This is a genomic window from Pseudomonas sp. R76, from assembly GCF_009834565.1.
In the GTDB taxonomy this organism is placed as follows: domain Bacteria; phylum Pseudomonadota; class Gammaproteobacteria; order Pseudomonadales; family Pseudomonadaceae; genus Aquipseudomonas.
Map to the genome: position 1 here is coordinate 4,208,236 of NZ_CP019428.1, position 13,287 is coordinate 4,221,522.

Consider the following 13,287-nt stretch of genomic DNA (forward strand, 5'->3'; position numbering starts at 1 on the left):
TGGATCAACACCGTTCTACTGTGGGAGCTGGCTTGCCTGCGATAACGGTGTGTCAGTTGGCACTTTTCCAGCTGACCCACCGCTATCGCAGGCAAGCCAGCTCCCACATTGACCGAGGTGTTTCAGTTAGAGAGTGGTGGCTTTGAGATCGCGGTAACCGGCCCCCGGGTGGTTCGCCCCCAATCGCGCGCCATCGCCAAACAACTTCTCGCGCAAGGTGCCCTGGGCGTATTCGGTTTTGTACACGCCACGCTTTTGCAGCTCCGGCACCAGCAGGTCCACGGCGTCGATAAAGGTTTCATGGGTCAGTGCATAGGCCAGGTTGAAGCCGTCCACGTCGGTCTCTTCGACCCATTCCTGCAGCAGGTCGGCCACGGTTTCCGGGCCGCCGACAAACAACGGGCCAAAGCCGCCGATGCCGACCCAGTCGGCCAGCTCGTTTGGCGTCCACACTTTGTTCGGGTCCGCGGTGGAGAAGGCTTCCACCGCCGACTGAATCGCATTGGTGTGCACGTGTTTGAGCGGCTCATCCGGCTTGAACTGGCTGAAGTCGATGCCGGTCCAGCCGGAAATCAGCGCCATCGCGCCTTCGTAGCTGACGTAGGATTTGTATTCGTCGAACTTGGCCTTGGCCTTGGCGTCGGTCTCGCCGACGATCACCGTCTGCAAATTGAAAATCAGGATTTTCTTCGGATCACGCCCAGCCTCAGCCGCGCGGCGGCGGATGTCGGCGACGGTCTTTTTCAGCAGCACCTTGGACGGCGCCGCCACGAATACGCACTCGGCCTGTTCGGCGGCGAACTGCTTGCCACGGCTGGACGCGCCGGCCTGGTACAGCACGGGTGTGCGCTGCGGCGACGGCTCGCACAGGTGAATGCCGGGCACCTGGAAGTGCTTGCCGACGTGGCGGATCTCGTGGATTTTGCTCGGGTCGCTGAAAATTCGGCGCTCGCGGTCACGCAGTACCGCACCCTCCTCCCAGCTGCCTTCCCAGAGCTTGTAGCAAACTTCCAGGTATTCCTCGGCGTAGTCGTAGCGCGCGTCGTGTTCGGTCTGGGCTTTCTGGCCGAGGTTCTTGGCGCCGCTTTCCAGATACGAGGTGACGATGTTCCAGCCGATACGGCCCTTGGTCAGGTGATCGAGGGTCGACAGGCGGCGGGCAAACGGGTACGGATGCTCGAACGACAACGAGGCCGTCAGGCCGAAACCCAGGTGCTCGGTGACCAGCGCCATCGGCGCGATCAGCGACAGCGGGTCGTTGACCGGCACCTGGGCGGCCTGGCGAATCGCCGCGTCGCCGTTGCCGTTGTACACGTCGTAGATGCCCAGCACGTCGGCGATAAACAGGCCGTCGAATTTGCCGCGCTCGAGGATTTTGGCCAAGTCGGTCCAGTATTCCAGGTCTTTGTACTGCCACGAGCGATCACGCGGGTGCGCCCACAGGCCGGGGGATTGGTGGCCGACGCAGTTCATGTCGAAGGCATTCAAGCGGATTTCACGGGACATCAACGCACTCCGTTAAGGTGGTAGTTGCCGACGATTTGGTATTTCCAGCGCAACGGATCATCCAGGCTGGGCGGCAGCGCGGTGCGTTGGCCGGTGAGTTCGAATTCGGCGTTGCTGGCGAAAATCAGCGCTTCGGCAGCAGCGATTTGCGCTTCGGTGAGGGCGACCGGGCTTGGGTGGGTTTCGGCGCGTTCCAGCAAGGCGGCGGCCACATCGACGCGAATCTGCCAGTCGCCGAAGCGGCTGATCACGTAAGGGTCAGCGCTTTTATCCACGGCGCGACGGGTGCTTTGCAGCAGTTGGCGCGCTTGATTCAGTGCAGTCATGGGGCAGGTTCCTCAGTTCCAGGCGTGGCGCGCAGGCTTCACGCCGTTGAGCACGAAGTTGCCGATCAGGTGGTATTTCCAGCGCGCCGGGTCGTGCAAGGTATGGGTGCGCGCATTGCGCCAGAAGCGGTCGAGGTTGTGCTTGCCGGTGACCGAGCGCGTGCCGGCCAGTTCGAACAGCTTGCTGCTGGCGAGCAAGGCGGTTTCGGCCGACAACACTTTGGCCTGGGCGACCACCAGCGAAGCCTCGGCCACGGTGTCTTCATTCGGCTCGGCCAGGGCGCGGTCGACCGCCTTGCCGGCCTTGGCGAGAACGGCTTCGGTGCCGTGCACGCGCCATTGCAGGTCACCGATGGCGGCGATAGTGAATGGGTCTTGCCAGCCGTGTTCCTGTTGGCTGTCGATCCAGGGTCGCGCCTGGCGCGCGTAGATTTTTGCCTGTTCCAGCGCGCCAAGGGCGATACCGGTGTCGACGGCGGCCTGGATGATCTGGGAGATCGGGCCATTCGCGGTAGGCTGGTCAAAGGCCAGGTGCGCCGGGATCACCGCCGTGCGCGGCACGGTCACGCCGTCGAGGGTCACGCCGCCGCTGGCGGTGGTGCGCTGGCCGAAGCCGTCCCAGCTGTCGATCACTGTGAGGCCCGGCGCATTGCGTTCGACGAAGGCGATAAAGGCCTGGCCGTTTTCATTGTTGCCGACCGTGGGAACGATGTGGGCGAACAACGCGCCGGTGCAGTAGAACTTCTCGCCGTTTATTTGCGCGGTGTCGCCGTCAAACCGAATCTGGGTGTCGAAGGTGCCGGCGTTTTTGCTCTTGGCTTCGGAAAAGGCATTGCCGAAACGGTAGCCCGCCAAGACCTTGCCGAAGTAATGGCGCTTTTGTTCCTCGCTGGCGGTTTGCAGGAGGATGTCGATAACACCCAGATGGTTCTGCGGGATTTGTCCCAGTGAAGGGTCGGCGGCGGAGATCACTTTGATCACCTCGGCCACCGTCACATAGGACACCTCGGCGCCGCCGTAGGCCTTGGGAATGGTGATGCCCCACAGGCCGCTGGCAGAGAACGCCTCGAGCTCCTCCACCGGCAGGCGCCGCTCGCGGTCGCGCGCGCTGGCGTCGATGGCGAAGCGGGCAGCCAAACGCGTGGCCACCTCGATGGCTTCGGCATCCGAGCGAATGATATGGGCAGGGTGTTGAGGGTGGGCTGACATGGGCCGACTCCAGGCTCCGATGAGATAACGGAGTGATTGCAGGAGTCGTGCCTGAATGTAATCGCCAATAAAATCAGCGGGTTGCGGCTAAAATCTTGAAACGAGTGCGCTTGCAGACGAGCAAAGTGTCCATCCACTGTTGCCTGGCAGACAGTTAGATCACCACGTTGCGTACAAAGCGCACCGGCACGTCGCCGTCATTGCGATAGCCGTGAACGTGACGGCTGGCGAACATGTAGAACTCACCGGCGGCGACGCGCTTTTCCTCCTCGCCGACCAAAAGCGTGAGGCAGCCTTCGAACACAAACAGCTGCACGCTCCAGCCGTCCGGGTCGGGGTCGGGGCTGTAGCGATCGCCTGGTTCCAGGTGCATCTCCCACAACTCGACCTCACGCCGCGCCGTGGCCTTGGCCAGCAGCACGGCTTTACTGCCGGGGATTTCACCGGCCCAGGCCAACTCGTTGATGCGGCTGTGGTCGCCGGCATCCGGGGCCTGGATCAGGTCGCTGAAGGCCACGTCCAAGGCTTCGGCCACGCGATCCAGGGTCGACAAGCTGACATTCTTCTCGCCCGCCTCGATAGCCACCAGCATGCGCCGGCTGACCCCGGACTTTTCCGATAGCGCGGTCTGGCTCATGTCGGCAGCATGCCGCAAACGACGCACATTCTGGCTGACGTGTTGCAGGACCGAAGCGCGTTGTGGATTTTCTTTGTGCACTATATTGCTCATAAGGTAGGTGTGCGCAGTATACTGCCCAGCGTGCGGCGCATTGTGCGGTCCGTGCCTTTCCCTTGCAAGACCGAGCCGCCATGACTGCCCCGAACGCTTCTTCACGTTTCAACCGTTTCAGCAAAGCCGAATGCATCCTGGTGGTGATCACCATGATCTGGGGCGGCACCTTTTTGCTGGTGCAGCATGCAATGACCGTCAGCGGGCCGATGTTTTTCGTGGGCCTGCGGTTTGCGGCGGCGGCCATCGTGGTCGGGTTCTTTTCGTTGCGCACCCTGCGCGACCTGACCTGGTTTGAATTGAAAGCCGGTGCATTCATTGGCACCTCGATCATGTTCGGCTATGGCATGCAGACCATCGGCTTGCAGACGATTCCGAGCAGCCAGTCGGCGTTTATCACGGCGCTGTATGTGCCCTTTGTACCGCTGTTGCAGTGGTTGGTACTCGGTCGGCGCCCGGCGCTGATGCCGGCCATCGGCATCATGCTGGCGTTTACCGGGTTGATGTTGCTCACCGGCCCGGCCGGCGCCTCGCTGAACTTCAGCCCCGGCGAAATCGCCACGCTGATCTGTGCGGTGGCGGTGGCCGCCGAGATCATCCTGATCAGCGCGTTTGCCGGGCAAGTGGATGTGCGCCGGGTGACGGTGGTGCAGTTGGCCACGGCGTCGCTGCTGTCGTTTCTGATGGTGGTGCCAATGGGTGAGGCCTTGCCGGGGTTCTCCTGGCTGCTGGTGTTCAGTGCCGTAGGCCTGGGCTTGACCAGCGCGGTGATCCAGGTCGCGATGAACTGGGCGCAGCAGAGTGTTTCCCCCACACGTGCCACCTTGATCTACGCCGGTGAGCCAGTCTGGGCCGGCGTGATCGGGCGGATCGCCGGGGAGCGCTTCCCGCCGATTGCGATGGTGGGCGCGGCGTTGATTGTGGCGGCGGTGATTGTCAGTGAGTTGAAGACCAAGGGGCAGAAGGCCATCGAACTGCAAGATGAAAGGGAACAGGAACAGCAGGGGTAAGGTCTGACGGTTTGTGGTGGCTGCCAGATCGCCATCGCGGGCAAGCCCGGCTCCCACAGGGGGCGGTGGTGACAGGTGGACAGGGGTCCGCTGAAACAATGCGAAACAGGGGTTTTCAGCCTACTTTGTAGGATCCTGCCACATCTTGCCGTTTGGTGATCGAGAAAGCGGCACGTATGATGCATCCCAAACTCCCGCAGATTAGAAGCCTATGTCCCTGATAGTTCTACTGCTTCTGCCTTTTATTGGCAGCTGTCTGGCGGCCTTGCTGCCGCACAATGCACGTAACACCGAATCCCTGTTGGCTGGCCTTGTGGCCTTGGTCGGCACCATTCAAGTCGCCCTGCTGTATCCCCAGATCGCCCATGGTGGCGTGATCCGCGAAGAATTCATGTGGTTGCCCAGCCTTGGGCTGAACTTCGTGTTGCGCATGGATGGGTTCGCCTGGCTGTTCTCGATGCTGGTGCTGGGCATTGGCTCGCTGGTGTCGCTGTATGCGCGCTATTACATGTCGCCGGACGATCCGGTGCCGCGTTTCTTCGCGTTTTTCCTGGCCTTCATGGGCGCCATGCTCGGGCTGGTGATTTCCGGCAACCTGATCCAGATCGTGTTCTTCTGGGAACTGACCAGCCTGTTCTCGTTCCTGTTGATCGGCTATTGGCACCACCGCGCCGATGCCAGGCGCGGTGCCTATATGGCGCTGATGGTCACCGGTGCGGGCGGTTTGTGCCTGCTGGCGGGCGTGATGCTGCTGGGGCATATCGTCGGCAGCTATGATCTGGACCAGGTGCTGGCGGCGGGCGATCAGATTCGCGCGCATTCGCTGTACCCGGTCATGCTGGCCCTGGTGCTGATCGGCGCCTTGAGCAAAAGCGCGCAATTCCCCTTCCACTTCTGGCTGCCCCACGCGATGGCGGCACCCACGCCGGTGTCGGCGTACCTGCATTCGGCGACGATGGTGAAGGCCGGCGTGTTCCTGCTGGCCCGCCTGTGGCCGTCACTGTCCGGCAGCGAAGAATGGTTCTGGATCGTCGGCGGTGCCGGCGCCATCACCCTCCTCCTCGGCGCTTACTGCGCTATGTTCCAAAATGATCTCAAAGGCCTGCTGGCCTACTCCACCATCAGCCACCTCGGGCTGATCACCCTGCTGCTGGGCCTCAACAGCCCGCTGGCTGCCGTCGCTGCGGTGTTTCATATTCTCAACCACGCTACCTTTAAGGCCTCGCTGTTCATGGCCGCGGGCATCATCGACCACGAAAGCGGCACCCGCGATATTCGCAAGCTCAGCGGCCTGGTGCGGCTGATCCCGTTTACCGCGACCCTGGCGATGGTGGCCAGTGCGTCGATGGCTGGCGTGCCGTTGCTCAATGGCTTCCTGTCCAAAGAGATGTTCTTCGCCGAAACCGTGTTCATCACCTCGACCGCCTGGGTGGAAATCGCCCTGCCGGCCATTGCGACCATCGCCGGCACCTTCAGTGTCGCCTACGCGTTGCGCTTCACGGTCGATGTATTCTTCGGCCCGCCCGCCACCGACCTGCCGCACACACCGCACGAACCACCGCGCTGGATGCGTGCGCCGGTTGAGTTGCTGGTGTTCACCTGCCTGCTGGTGGGCATCTTCCCGGCCCAGGTGGTCGGTTCGATCCTCGCCGCCGCCGCGCTGCCGGTGGTGGGTGGCGTGCTGCCCGAGTACAGCCTGGCGATCTGGCATGGCTGGAACGCGCCCATGATCATGAGCCTGGTGGCCATGTCCGGCGGCGTGGTGCTCTACCTGATGCTGCGCAAACAACTCAAGCGCGGGCGCTTCAAATATCCGCCGGTCATCAGCTACTTCAACGGCAAGCGCATGTTCGAGCGCAGCCTGGTGGTGATGATGCGCGGTGTGCGCAGGATCGAGAAACGCATCAGCACCAAGCGCCTGCAAACCCAGCTGTTCCTGCTGGTGCTGGCGGCAGTGATTGCAGGCTTGATCCCAATGCTCAACAGCGGCCTCAGCTGGGGCGACCGGCCAAAAATCCCGGGGTCGATTGTGTTTGTGACCCTGTGGCTGCTGGCAATCGCCTGTGCCCTCGGCGCCGCCTGGCAAGCCAAGTATCACCGGCTGGCAGCCCTGACCATGGTCAGCGTATGCGGCCTGATGACCTGCATTACGTTCGTATGGTTTTCGGCCCCGGACCTGGCGTTGACGCAGTTGGTGGTCGAAGTGGTGACCACCGTGCTGATCCTGCTGGGCCTGCGCTGGCTGCCACGGCGGATCGAAGAAGTCTCGCCACTGCCCAGCTCGCTGCGCAAGGCGCGCATTCGCCGCCTGCGTGACTTCCTGCTGTCCACCGTGGTCGGCGGCGGCATGGCGTTGTTGTCCTACGCGATGCTGACGCGCCAGACACCCAATGACATTTCCTCGTTCTACCTGAGCCGCGCGCTGCCCGAAGGCGGCGGCAGCAATGTGGTCAATGTGATGCTGGTGGACTTCCGGGGCTTCGACACCCTCGGCGAAATCACCGTGCTCGGCGCCGTGGCGCTGACGGTGTACGCGCTGCTGCGCCGCTTCCGCCCATCCAAAGAAAGCATGCAACTGCCTGCACAACAACGCCAACTGGCGCCGGACGTGGCGACTGATCTGGTCAACCCACGCCAGGCCAGCGATACCGCGCTGGGCTTCATGATGGTGCCGGCCGTACTGGTACGCCTGCTGCTGCCGATTGCGCTGGTGGTGTCGTTCTACCTGTTCATGCGCGGCCACAACCAGCCGGGCGGCGGTTTCGTCGCAGGCCTGGTGATGTCGGTGGCGTTCATCCTGCAATACATGGTGGCCGGCACCCAGTGGGTCGAGGCGCAAATGAGCCTGCGGCCGATGCGCTGGATGGGCTTCGGCCTGCTCTCGGCGACCCTCACCGGGCTTGGCGCGCTGTTTGCCGGTTACCCGTTCCTCACCACCCACACTTGGCATTTCAGCCTGCCGGTGCTCGGCGATATCCATGTCGCCAGCGCGCTGTTCTTCGACGTCGGCGTGTACGCCATGGTCGTTGGTTCCACGCTGCTGATGCTCACCGCCCTCGGTCACCAATCCGTGCGGGCCCACAAACCGAGCAACCAGGCCAAAGCCGTTGCCGCTACGGAAGGAGCCGCCTGATGGAAGAAGTCATCGCAATTGCCATTGGGGTCCTGGCGGCTTCCGGCGTCTGGTTGATCCTGCGGCCACGGACGTTCCAGGTCGTCATGGGCCTGTGCTTGCTGTCGTACGGGGTCAACCTGTTCATTTTCAGCATGGGCAGCCTGTTTATCGGCAAGGAGCCGATCATCAAGGACGGCGTGCCGCAAGACCTGCTCAACTACACCGACCCCCTGCCCCAGGCCCTGGTGCTGACCGCCATCGTGATCAGCTTCGCCATGACGGCGTTGTTCCTGGTGGTGCTGCTGGCCTCCCGAGGCTTGACCGGCACTGACCATGTAGACGGCCGGGAGCCCAAGGAATGACGTGGATGAATCAACTGATCGTCGCGCCGATCCTGCTGCCGTTGCTGACCGCCGCGCTGATGCTGATGCTCGGCGAAAAACGCCGCCCGCTGAAGGCTAAAATCAATCTGTTCTCCAGCGCCATCGGCCTGGGCATCGCCATCCTGCTGCTGTACTTGACCCAGCAAGGCGGCCCCGGCTCGATCGGCGTCTACCTGCCGGGCAACTGGCAGGTGCCGTTCGGTATTGTGCTGGTGGTGGACCCGCTGTCGGCGATGATGCTGGTGCTGACCGGGATCATCGGCGTGAGTGCGCTGCTGTTCGCCATGGCCCGCTGGGACCGCGCAGGCACCAGTTTCCACGCGCTGTTCCAGATCCAGATGATGGGCCTGTACGGCGCCTTCCTCACGGCCGACTTGTTCAACCTGTTTGTGTTCTTCGAAGTGCTGCTGGCGGCGTCCTACGGTTTGATGCTGCATGGCTCGGGCCGCGCGCGGGTGTCGTCGGGGCTGCACTACATCGCGATCAACCTGCTGGCCTCGTCGCTGTTCCTGATCGGCGCGGCGATGATCTACGGCGTCACCGGCACGCTGAACTTTGCCGACCTGGCGCTGAAAATCCCGCTGGTGCCGGAGGCTGATCGTGGCCTGTTGCACGCCGGTGCGGCGATCCTGGCGACCGCCTTCCTGGCCAAAGCCGGCATGTGGCCGCTGAACTTCTGGCTGGCGCCCGCCTATTCCTCGGCCAGCGCGCCGGTGGCGGCGATGTTTGCGATCATGACCAAGGTTGGCGTGTACACCGTGCTACGCCTGTGGACGCTGCTGTTCTCCGGCCAGGCCGGTGCCTCGGCGCTGTTCGGCGGCGACTGGCTGGTGTACGGCGGCATGGCGACGATCATTTGCGCGGCACTGGCGATGGTGGCGGCGCAGCGCCTGGAGCGTATGGCGAGCTTGAGCATTCTGGTGTCCGCCGGGATCCTGCTGTCGGCCGTGGGTTTTGCCCAGCCAAGCCTGACCGCCGGTGCGTTGTTCTATCTGGTCAGCTCGACGCTGGCATTGAGCGCGCTGTTCCTGCTGGCTGAACTGATCGAACGTTCGCGCTCCGCCAATGATCTTCCCTTGGATGAGGAAATCGACGCACTGCCCAAGGCCATGGAATCGCTGCATCCGCGCCCTGGTGTGAACCTCGACGACGAACAGAAAGCCGTGGTTGGCCAGGTTATTCCCTGGACCATGGCCTTCCTGGGCTTGAGTTTTGTCGCCTGTGCGCTGCTGATTATCGGCATGCCGCCGCTGTCCGGCTTTATCGGCAAGCTCAGCCTGTTGAGCGCATTGGTTAACCCAATGGGCCTGGGCAACGCCGTGGATGAGCCGATCCGCCCGGCCGCCTGGGGCTTGGTGGCGCTGCTGATTCTGTCGGGGCTGGCCTCGCTGATCGCCTTCGCCCGCCTGGGCATCCAGCGCTTCTGGACCCCGGAAGAGCGCCCCTCGCCGCTGCTGCGCCGCTACGAGTGCGTGCCGATCTTCTTCCTGCTCGGCCTGAGTATCCTCCTCACGTTCAAGGCCGAGCCGTTGATGCGCTACACCCAGGCCACCGCCGAAAGCCTGAACAACCCGGAACATTATGTGATGGCGGTGATGGCGACGCGCCCGATCCCCAGCCCTGAAGCCAAGGCCGCCGCCCTGGAGGTGCAGCCATGAAGCGTCTGTTCCCTGCTCCGTGGTTGTCGCTGGCGTTGTGGCTGTTGTGGCTGGTGTTGAACCTGTCGGTCAGCCCCGGCAACCTGCTGCTGGGCGCGCTGCTGGGGCTGCTCGCCCCGTTGCTGATGGCGCCGTTGCGCCCGTTGCCTATCCGCATCCGCCGCCCCGGCGTGATCATCCGCCTGTTCTTGCTGGTGGGCCGTGACGTGATCATCTCCAACCTGCACGTGGCCTGGGGCGTGCTGACCTGCGGTTCGCGGCCACCGCGATCGCGCTTTATCAAAGTCCCGCTGGACCTGCGCGACGCCAACGGCCTGGCCGTGCTGTCGATGATCACCAGCGTCACCCCCGGCACCGTCTGGTCGGAACTGGCGCTGGACCGCAGTGTTTTGCTGATCCACGTCTTCGACCTGGATGACGAAGCGCAGTTTATCCAGCACTTCAAACACGCCTATGAACGGCCCCTGATGGAGATCTTCGAATGAGCGCCCTGCTCTCCAATGCGATCCTGGTCAGCCTGTTCCTGTTCTCCCTGGCCATGGTGCTGACCCTGCTGCGCCTGTTCAAAGGCCCGTCGGCCCAGGACCGGGTTCTGGCGCTGGACTACCTGTACATCCTGGCGATGTTGATGATGCTGGTGCTCGGCATTCGTTACGCGAGTGACACCTACTTTGAAGCAGCGCTGCTGATTGCACTGTTTGGCTTTGTCGGGTCGTTCGCCCTGGCGAAATTCCTGCTGCGTGGCGAGGTGATTGAATGATGCCGTTATGGGTTGAAGTGAGCGTGGCCGTGCTGCTGGTGCTGAGCAGCCTGTTTGCACTGATCGGCGCGATTGGCTTGTTGCGCATGAAGGACTTCTTCCAGCGCATGCACCCACCGGCGCTGGCTTCGACGTTGGGCGCGTGGTGCGTGGCGTTGGCGTCGATTATCTACTTTTCGGTGCTCAAGTCCGCGCCGGTGCTGCACGGGTGGTTGATTCCGATTTTGTTGGCAATCACGGTGCCGGTGACCACGCTGCTGCTGGCGCGCACCGCACTGTTCCGCAAGCGCATGGCCGGGGACGATGTGCCGGCTGAGGTCAGTAGCCGCCGCTGATTTTTAAGGCGAACACAGTAAAACATGTGGGAGCGGGCTTGCTCGCGAATGCGGTCGATCAGTCGATATATCCAGTGACTGACACTCTGCTTTCGCGAGCAAGCCCGCTCCCACATTGGGTTTTGTATCAGGCAAAAGAGCGGATGTGTGCCGCCAACTGCGCCAATTCCCCATCATCCGCCCGCACACAGTCGTGGGACGAGATGTAGCCCTCATACGCCTCAAAGAACTTATCCACTTTGGAGCTGATAGGCTTGAACGCACTGTCCTGCCCCGTGCCATGCATGGGAAACAGCTTCGCGTGCAGGTGATCCACGCCGTACCCTTCCAGCATCATCCCCGTGCGCGCCACATCCGCAAACGCCCGGTCGATCAGCAACGCGGTTTTCTTGGTGGCGACAACAAGGTCAGCCAGCACCTTATCCGACTGCGCAAATGCATAGCTGCCGTAATGCTGCTTGGGGATCACCACACTGAAACCCGGCGTGTTGGGGAAGATCGACAGGAACGCCATATGGTGTTCGTCCTCCCACAGAATGTGGGCTGGAGAGGTCTTTCGGACAATGCTGCAAAAAATACAATCCATTCAAATCACCGCCAGTTTCATCATGAGTTTGGTCGTGATGGACATCTAAAGCCATGGATTGGGCGAGCGTCAAAACAAAACAGAATTTTCTGAAAGCTCTTACGAAATTGAGATCAGAAAACGCCACGCTTATAGTGAATTGAATAGAGCCACTGCATTTTTCAAGGAGTGTTACCCCTCATGGACATCAAATGTTCTGTCTTTATCGCCGCAAGCGTCGACGGCTTCATAGCGCGGCCAGACGGTGACATCGAGTGGCTGCACCGGCCGGAGTACGAAGCTGCGCAGTTGAGCGGTGTGACCTACGAAGGCTTTATGGCCACGGTCGATGCGCTGGTGATGGGCCGCAAAACCCTGGAAAAAGTCTTGTCCTTTCCGGAATGGCCCTATGAGGGTATGCCTGTTATCGCCCTCTCGCGCCATTCGGTGGAGCTGCCTGCCCATGTGCAGGGCAAGGTTGAGGTGATGTCGGCGGATGCAGTCACCCTCGTGAAACAGTTAGCCGAGCGCGGTATGAAACACCTGTATATCGATGGTGGCCAAACGATTCAGGCGTTTCTTGAAGCAGGCCTTATCGATGAGTTGATCATCACCCGTATTCCTCTGCTGTTGGGACAAGGGATTCCTTTGTTCAGCCAGGTTGGCCATGAGCGTGAACTGCGCCATGTCGGCACGTACGCGTCGCAGAATGGGTTTGTTCAGAGTCGATATCAGGTGGCTTAATCTTCTCGGACAGGCTGGAGGTCAGGATGGATACAAACATCATTGTTATCGGCGGAGAGTCCGACGCTGAGATGACACGCATGACGCTTATCGACAAACACATCGTCGCGTCATCAGGCAAAGCACGTCCGAATGTTCTTTATATCTCCACTGCCAATGGCGATGACCGAACTAAAATTTCCAACTTCATCACCAAGTATCAAAGCGCAGGCTGCACCGTCACCACGCTGACGTTTTTTATTGCGCCCTTCCCCGGCACTGACCGGGTTTCATCGCTGATTGAACAGGCCGACATCATTTATGTGGCAGGCGGAAATACGCGAGCCATGCTGGCTACGTGGCGCGAGTTTGGTGTGACCGGGCTTCTGAAAGCGGCAGGGAAAAACGGCAAAGTGCTCTGTGGTGTCAGTGCCGGGGCCATTTGCTGGTTTGATTATGGGCACTCTGATTCAGGGGGAGCGTTTGCCCTGGTCGCAGGCCTCGGCTTGCTTTCCGGCGCCCTGTGTCCGCATTTCCGCTCAGAGGCAGGAAGGGAAGCATCGTTTGTCGAGCTGGTGCGTCTTCAGGGTATACAACCCGCCTACGCGGTAGATGATGGCGTTGCTCTGCATTTCAAAAATGACCAATACCACAGGCTGATCCGCAGCGAAGCGCAGAATTACGCTTATGAGGTCAGTGCCTCACCGCCGTATCTGATGCAAATGTGAATGCTGAACTCGGTCCCACCTTTGAATGGGGGACACCACCAGACCGGCATCGTGCTTGCACCCGCTAGCGTCCTGATCGTTCCCACGCTCTGCGTGGGAATGCATCCCGTGACGCTCCGCGTCACCATGCTCAGGGCTTGAGGCGTTCGCCAAAAGCGGGACGCGGAGCGTCCAGAGTGGCATTCCCACGCAGAGCGTGGGAACGATCGCCCCGAACCAGTCGGGGCGTTTTTTTATTC

At 61.5% G+C, this 13,287-nt stretch carries 14 protein-coding genes; 9 read left to right on the top strand and 5 right to left on the bottom strand.

All coding sequences use genetic code 11. The features are described from left to right. Positions 1-126 precede the first annotated feature (126 nt). The 4 genes from PspR76_RS18770 to PspR76_RS18785 form a co-directional block, all read right to left on the bottom strand. Positions 127-1,506, bottom strand: coding sequence for an LLM class flavin-dependent oxidoreductase (locus PspR76_RS18770; protein ID WP_159957657.1), 1,380 nt, complete (start codon positions 1,504-1,506; stop codon positions 127-129). Beyond that, complete coding sequence (locus PspR76_RS18775; protein WP_159957659.1) at positions 1,506-1,832, bottom strand: acyl-CoA dehydrogenase; 327 nt, start codon at positions 1,830-1,832, stop codon at positions 1,506-1,508. The genes PspR76_RS18770 and PspR76_RS18775 overlap by 1 nt, the downstream gene beginning before the upstream one ends. Before the next feature lie 12 nt (positions 1,833-1,844). Beyond that, positions 1,845-3,041 carry an SfnB family sulfur acquisition oxidoreductase gene (locus PspR76_RS18780; protein WP_159957661.1) on the bottom strand — a complete coding sequence of 399 codons (1,197 nt, stop codon included), beginning with the start codon at positions 3,039-3,041 and terminating at the stop codon, positions 1,845-1,847. Positions 3,042-3,195: 154 nt separating this feature from the next. Next, a complete protein-coding gene (locus tag PspR76_RS18785) occupies positions 3,196-3,759 on the bottom strand; it encodes a helix-turn-helix domain-containing protein (RefSeq protein WP_159957663.1) in 564 nt (187 codons plus the stop codon). 92 nt (positions 3,760-3,851) lie between these two features. Between PspR76_RS18785 and PspR76_RS18790 the strand changes: the two genes are divergently transcribed. The 7 genes from PspR76_RS18790 to PspR76_RS18820 all read left to right on the top strand — a co-directional run bounded on the left by PspR76_RS18790 (position 3,852) and on the right by PspR76_RS18820 (position 11,032). Next, the gene (locus PspR76_RS18790) at positions 3,852-4,781 is read left to right on the top strand and encodes a DMT family transporter (protein ID WP_159957665.1); all 930 of its coding nucleotides are present in this window, start codon (positions 3,852-3,854) and stop codon (positions 4,779-4,781) included. Between the two features lie 211 nt (positions 4,782-4,992). Next, positions 4,993-7,914 carry a monovalent cation/H+ antiporter subunit A gene (locus tag PspR76_RS18795; protein WP_159957667.1) on the top strand — a complete coding sequence of 974 codons (2,922 nt, stop codon included), beginning with the start codon at positions 4,993-4,995 and terminating at the stop codon, positions 7,912-7,914. Continuing rightward, positions 7,914-8,258, top strand: a complete 345-nt coding sequence (locus PspR76_RS18800; RefSeq protein WP_003192163.1) for a Na+/H+ antiporter subunit C — start codon at positions 7,914-7,916, stop codon at positions 8,256-8,258. Before PspR76_RS18795 ends, PspR76_RS18800 begins: the two co-directional genes overlap by 1 nt. Continuing rightward, positions 8,255-9,937, top strand: coding sequence for a monovalent cation/H+ antiporter subunit D (locus tag PspR76_RS18805; protein WP_159957669.1), 1,683 nt, complete (start codon positions 8,255-8,257; stop codon positions 9,935-9,937). Before PspR76_RS18800 ends, PspR76_RS18805 begins: the two co-directional genes overlap by 4 nt. Continuing rightward, positions 9,934-10,422 carry a Na+/H+ antiporter subunit E gene (locus tag PspR76_RS18810; RefSeq protein WP_159957671.1) on the top strand — a complete coding sequence of 163 codons (489 nt, stop codon included), beginning with the start codon at positions 9,934-9,936 and terminating at the stop codon, positions 10,420-10,422. Before PspR76_RS18805 ends, PspR76_RS18810 begins: the two co-directional genes overlap by 4 nt. Further along, complete coding sequence (locus PspR76_RS18815; protein ID WP_159957673.1) at positions 10,419-10,697, top strand: K+/H+ antiporter subunit F; 279 nt, start codon at positions 10,419-10,421, stop codon at positions 10,695-10,697. Before PspR76_RS18810 ends, PspR76_RS18815 begins: the two co-directional genes overlap by 4 nt. Then, a complete protein-coding gene (locus tag PspR76_RS18820; protein WP_159957675.1) occupies positions 10,694-11,032 on the top strand; it encodes a Na+/H+ antiporter subunit G in 339 nt (112 codons plus the stop codon). The genes PspR76_RS18815 and PspR76_RS18820 overlap by 4 nt, the downstream gene beginning before the upstream one ends. Positions 11,033-11,159: 127 nt before the next feature. Here PspR76_RS18820 and PspR76_RS18825 read toward each other — a convergent pair whose 3' ends face one another. Continuing rightward, positions 11,160-11,618, bottom strand: a complete 459-nt coding sequence (locus PspR76_RS18825) for an HIT family protein (protein WP_159957677.1) — start codon at positions 11,616-11,618, stop codon at positions 11,160-11,162. A gap of 180 nt (positions 11,619-11,798) precedes the next feature. On the opposite strand from PspR76_RS18825, the gene PspR76_RS18830 reads away from it, so the two are divergent. Both PspR76_RS18830 and PspR76_RS18835 read left to right on the top strand, forming a co-directional pair. Beyond that, positions 11,799-12,341, top strand: a complete 543-nt coding sequence (locus PspR76_RS18830; RefSeq protein WP_159957679.1) for a dihydrofolate reductase family protein — start codon at positions 11,799-11,801, stop codon at positions 12,339-12,341. Positions 12,342-12,367: 26 nt separating this feature from the next. Then, a complete protein-coding gene (locus PspR76_RS18835) occupies positions 12,368-13,048 on the top strand; it encodes a peptidase E (RefSeq protein WP_159957681.1) in 681 nt (226 codons plus the stop codon). Positions 13,049-13,287 lie beyond the last annotated feature (239 nt).

What these genes read in the sequence shown, in the direction of transcription:
- PspR76_RS18770 (WP_159957657.1), bottom strand. Translation starts at nt 1,506, where the DNA reads ATGTCCCGTGAAATCCGCTTGAATGCCTTCGACATGAACTGCGTCGGC.
- PspR76_RS18775 (WP_159957659.1), bottom strand. Translation starts at nt 1,832, where the DNA reads ATGACTGCACTGAATCAAGCGCGCCAACTGCTGCAAAGCACCCGTCGC.
- PspR76_RS18780 (WP_159957661.1), bottom strand. Translation starts at nt 3,041, where the DNA reads ATGTCAGCCCACCCTCAACACCCTGCCCATATCATTCGCTCGGATGCC.
- PspR76_RS18790 (WP_159957665.1), top strand. Translation starts at nt 3,852, where the DNA reads ATGACTGCCCCGAACGCTTCTTCACGTTTCAACCGTTTCAGCAAAGCC.
- PspR76_RS18795 (WP_159957667.1), top strand. Translation starts at nt 4,993, where the DNA reads ATGTCCCTGATAGTTCTACTGCTTCTGCCTTTTATTGGCAGCTGTCTG.
- PspR76_RS18800 (WP_003192163.1), top strand. Translation starts at nt 7,914, where the DNA reads ATGGAAGAAGTCATCGCAATTGCCATTGGGGTCCTGGCGGCTTCCGGC.
- PspR76_RS18805 (WP_159957669.1), top strand. Translation starts at nt 8,255, where the DNA reads ATGACGTGGATGAATCAACTGATCGTCGCGCCGATCCTGCTGCCGTTG.
- PspR76_RS18810 (WP_159957671.1), top strand. Translation starts at nt 9,934, where the DNA reads ATGAAGCGTCTGTTCCCTGCTCCGTGGTTGTCGCTGGCGTTGTGGCTG.
- PspR76_RS18815 (WP_159957673.1), top strand. Translation starts at nt 10,419, where the DNA reads ATGAGCGCCCTGCTCTCCAATGCGATCCTGGTCAGCCTGTTCCTGTTC.
- PspR76_RS18820 (WP_159957675.1), top strand. Translation starts at nt 10,694, where the DNA reads ATGATGCCGTTATGGGTTGAAGTGAGCGTGGCCGTGCTGCTGGTGCTG.
- PspR76_RS18825 (WP_159957677.1), bottom strand. Translation starts at nt 11,618, where the DNA reads ATGGATTGTATTTTTTGCAGCATTGTCCGAAAGACCTCTCCAGCCCAC.
- PspR76_RS18830 (WP_159957679.1), top strand. Translation starts at nt 11,799, where the DNA reads ATGGACATCAAATGTTCTGTCTTTATCGCCGCAAGCGTCGACGGCTTC.
- PspR76_RS18835 (WP_159957681.1), top strand. Translation starts at nt 12,368, where the DNA reads ATGGATACAAACATCATTGTTATCGGCGGAGAGTCCGACGCTGAGATG.